The following is a 3,345-nucleotide window of genomic DNA, read 5'->3' on the forward strand; positions in this document are numbered from 1 at the left end:
CGCTTCCTGCATGCGGCCGATCTCGTCGTCGCGCGTCTTGGCCGGGATCTCCACCGCGAAATCCTGCTGGGCCAGCCGCCCGATGGTCGCGGTCAGGCTGAGGATCGGCGCGCTGACCCGGTGGCGCACCACCAGGAAGCCTGCCGCCGACAGGCCAAGGGCCGCCAGCAGCAACAACATGTCCAACACCAGGTTGCGCGTCGCACGACCCGCCTCGTCATCCGCCCGGGCCACCATCTGGTCCATCGCCGCGTTGGCGACGCCATTGATCGAGCCGAGCGACGCGGCCTCGCGTCCCAGCCACTCGCCGGCCGTAATCTCGGGCTTCTGGCCACTCGACAAGGCGTCGTAGGTCGGTTTGCGCCGGGCGGTGCCGGGCCCGAAGAATTCCTGGTTCATCTTGGCGACGGCGTCGACGACGCTCTTGGGCGCGTCTGGCCGGGCCGCGGCTTCGGCGACGATTGCCGAAGCGGTCGCGACGCGGCCACGCTCTTCGGCCGATTCCAGCACTTGGGCCGGGGTCCAGGTCTGGCCGGTCGACAGCGCGGCGCCGGCCATCAGCACTTCGGAGCCGGCATAATTACGCACGACCCAGGCTGCGCGCTTCACCGACAGCAGCTGGTCGACGGTCGGATCGACCAGTTTCAGATCCGCTTCCAGCAGATCGGTGGCGTCGTTCAGGGCGTTCAGCAAGGCCTGGGTCTGTTTCGGCCAGTCTTGCAACACGGCCGCATCGCGGGCGGATTTCGGCTGGTGCAGGGCGGCGTCCGCCTTGGGGCGCAGGGCCGCGACCGCGTCATGGGCCGCTTTTAGCTTCGTCACCATGGCCGGCAAACCGGCCAGATCGAGCCGTTCCAGCGCGGCCATGCCGTCGCCGTAGCCTTCTTCTGTCGCTTTGCGATTGCCGCCGACCACCTGGTCGACCGTTGCGGCGGCGGGCGCCTCGGCCATCAGCGGTGCCAGTTCGTTGCCGCGCTCCAGCCGGTGCGACTGCAGGGCCTTGAACAGCGACTGGCTGGTGGCAGCCAGCCCCGCGACCCGTCGCGCCGCCTGGTTCCGATCGAACGCGTCGACCAGCGCCACGGTGCTGAGCACCACGAGCAGCAGGCCCATGATGCCGATCACCAGGCCCAGGATGGCGCGGATCGAAAAATTATTGAGGCCGGACATGGACAGCTCCCCCGAGTCCGGCGCGTTAGCCGGCGTTATTTCAAGCCGCCGATTTTCGCTTGATGAGGGTTAGCGAACGGTAAGGATTCAGCCCGCGACCGGTGCTGCGTACGAATTTACCGCTGGCATGATCGGCCAGCCCCCGGCCTCGATCGCTTGCGAATGATATTGAAAATCATTCGCAATATCATCTAAACTTCAGCGATCCGATCCAGGAGATGACGATGTCCGTTCAAACCGCCGAAGCGTCTTATCATCCGACCACCCTCGGCGAGCTGGATCTCGCGGAGCGGCTGGTCGTCTGGTCCTTTCGGCGCTGGGTGTCCGGCACGGAGAACTGGGCGTTGGTCGAGCACGAGTTCCGGCGGCAGTTCACCGAGACCACGGCCCACGGCGCGCTCCGCAGCTTCGCCATGTTCGTCGAGGCGCTGCGCTGCCACGCGCGCCGCGTCATCCGCTATCACCAGCCCGGTTGCCCCTGCCTCGGCTGCGACGAGGTCTGCGTGCTGACCATGATCACCGCCGCTCAGGCCGGCGATATGAACCTGGCCAGGGCAACCGGCCGCTGGCTGGTCCGGGCCGAGGGGCTGGAGGATTTGTTGCAGGCCGCCGGCGCGCTCGGCCGGGCGATGGCGCGTCAGGACCTGCACCTGCCGCGCCGGATCGGCGACGATACGCGGCCGGTGCCCCGCCCGGAGCAATTCGACGGCACGATCACGCTCCATTGACGCCGACGGCTGCAGCCTTAAGCCGACAGGCAGGTCAGGCCGCCATCGACCGCCAGGCACACGCCGGTGATGTAGCCCGCATCGTCGGATGCCAGGAACAGGGCGGCCTTGGCCACGTCCCAGGCGTCGCCCATGCGGCCCATCGGGCTCTTGGCGTCGCGCGCCGCCATCATCTGGGCGGTGTCGACATAGGCGCCGGCGATCTGCTTGTGGATCAGCGGCGTGTTCATCAGGCCAGGCATGATCGCGTTCACCCGGATATTCTCCTTGGCATAGCGGATGGCCAGCGCCCGGGTCAGGTGGTTCAGTCCGGCCTTGGAGGCCGAATAGGAAAAATAGGTGTAATCGTTGATGTGCACGGCCGCGGTCGACGAGATATTGACGATCGCGCCGCCGCCCTGGCGCAGCATTGCCGGCACGACCGCCTTGGTGGCGAGCATCGCGCCGGTCAGGTTGATGTCCATCACCCGCTGCCAGCGTTCCTTGGTGATGTCTTCCAACTCGCCGATGTCGGTGATGCCGACATTATTGTGCAGTACGTCGATCCGGCCGAACCGTTCGAGCGTGGCCGCGACGATGCGCTGGACCTGGGCTTCGTCGGTGACATCGCCGCCGAACGCGATCGCCGTGCCGCCTTCCGCCGTCACGATGTCCGCGGTTTCCTGGGCGGCGCTCTCGCGCACGTCGACCACGACCAGCTTCGCGCCCTCACGGGCATAAAGCACGGCGGCCGCCTTGCCGTTGCCCCAGCCCGGGCCAGCGGAACCGGCCCCCAGCACCAGGGCGACCTTGTCGCGCATCCTGTCGGCCATGGTTTTCTCCTCAGGCGATCCGATCGCCCTTCTTGACCGTGGCGGTCCGGTTGTCGACGCCGGGCAGCATCTTGGCCGGGTCGCGGGTCACGACCAGGTCGATGATGGTCGGCCCCGTGCCGGCGAAGCCCGTCTCCAGCGCCGCGCCCAGGTCGTTTGGGCTTTCGACCCGGATGCCGCGCACGCCCAGGGCTTCCGCGACCTTGGCATAGTTGGTCTCGGCCAGGTCGGAGGCGTGGTAGGCGCCGGCGCCGTACATCAGGTGCTGCAGCGCCTTGACGTAGCCCGAGGCGGCATTGTTGACGACCACGATGGTAAAGCTCAGGCCCAAGCGCCGCGCCGTCTCGAGCTCACCCAACATCATGTTGAAGCCGCCGTCGCCGGTCAGGCTGACGACCGGTCGGCCGGGGGCGGCCAGCGCGGCACCCATGGCGCCCGGCAGGCCATAGCCGATCGAGGCGAAGCCGCGGTCGGGCACGAAGCCGCGACCGGGTCGCTTGGTGTCGAACAGCAGCCCGCCCCAATGGGCCGCGAAGCCGCCGTCGGCGACCAGGATGCCGTCGGCCGGCAGGCGCTGGTTCAGCTCGCCCATCAGGCGTGCCATCGAGATCGGCACTTCTTCGGACGTGTATTTG

Annotated in this window: 4 protein-coding genes; 1 reads left to right on the top strand and 3 read right to left on the bottom strand. The window is 67.7% G+C overall.

The features are described from left to right. The coding region (locus tag VGV37_RS24895) for a HAMP domain-containing protein (protein WP_326882492.1) at positions 1-1,170 on the bottom strand (1,170 nt) is incomplete at its 3' end. Between the two features lie 224 nt (positions 1,171-1,394). Between VGV37_RS24895 and VGV37_RS24900 the strand changes: the two genes are divergently transcribed. Beyond that, complete coding sequence (locus VGV37_RS24900) at positions 1,395-1,898, top strand: hypothetical protein (RefSeq protein ID WP_326882493.1); 504 nt, start codon at positions 1,395-1,397, stop codon at positions 1,896-1,898. Between the two features lie 17 nt (positions 1,899-1,915). Here the strand turns inward: VGV37_RS24900 and VGV37_RS24905 are convergent, their stop codons facing one another. Then, the gene (locus VGV37_RS24905) at positions 1,916-2,710 is read right to left on the bottom strand and encodes a glucose 1-dehydrogenase (RefSeq protein ID WP_326882494.1); all 795 of its coding nucleotides are present in this window, start codon (positions 2,708-2,710) and stop codon (positions 1,916-1,918) included. 10 nt (positions 2,711-2,720) lie between these two features. Then, positions 2,721-3,345: thiamine pyrophosphate-dependent enzyme (locus tag VGV37_RS24910; RefSeq protein ID WP_326882495.1), on the bottom strand; the 625-nt coding region annotated here is incomplete at its 5' end.

It is taken from the genome of Aliidongia sp. (assembly GCF_035943795.1).
GTDB lineage: Bacteria > Pseudomonadota > Alphaproteobacteria > ATCC43930 > CGMCC-115725 > Aliidongia.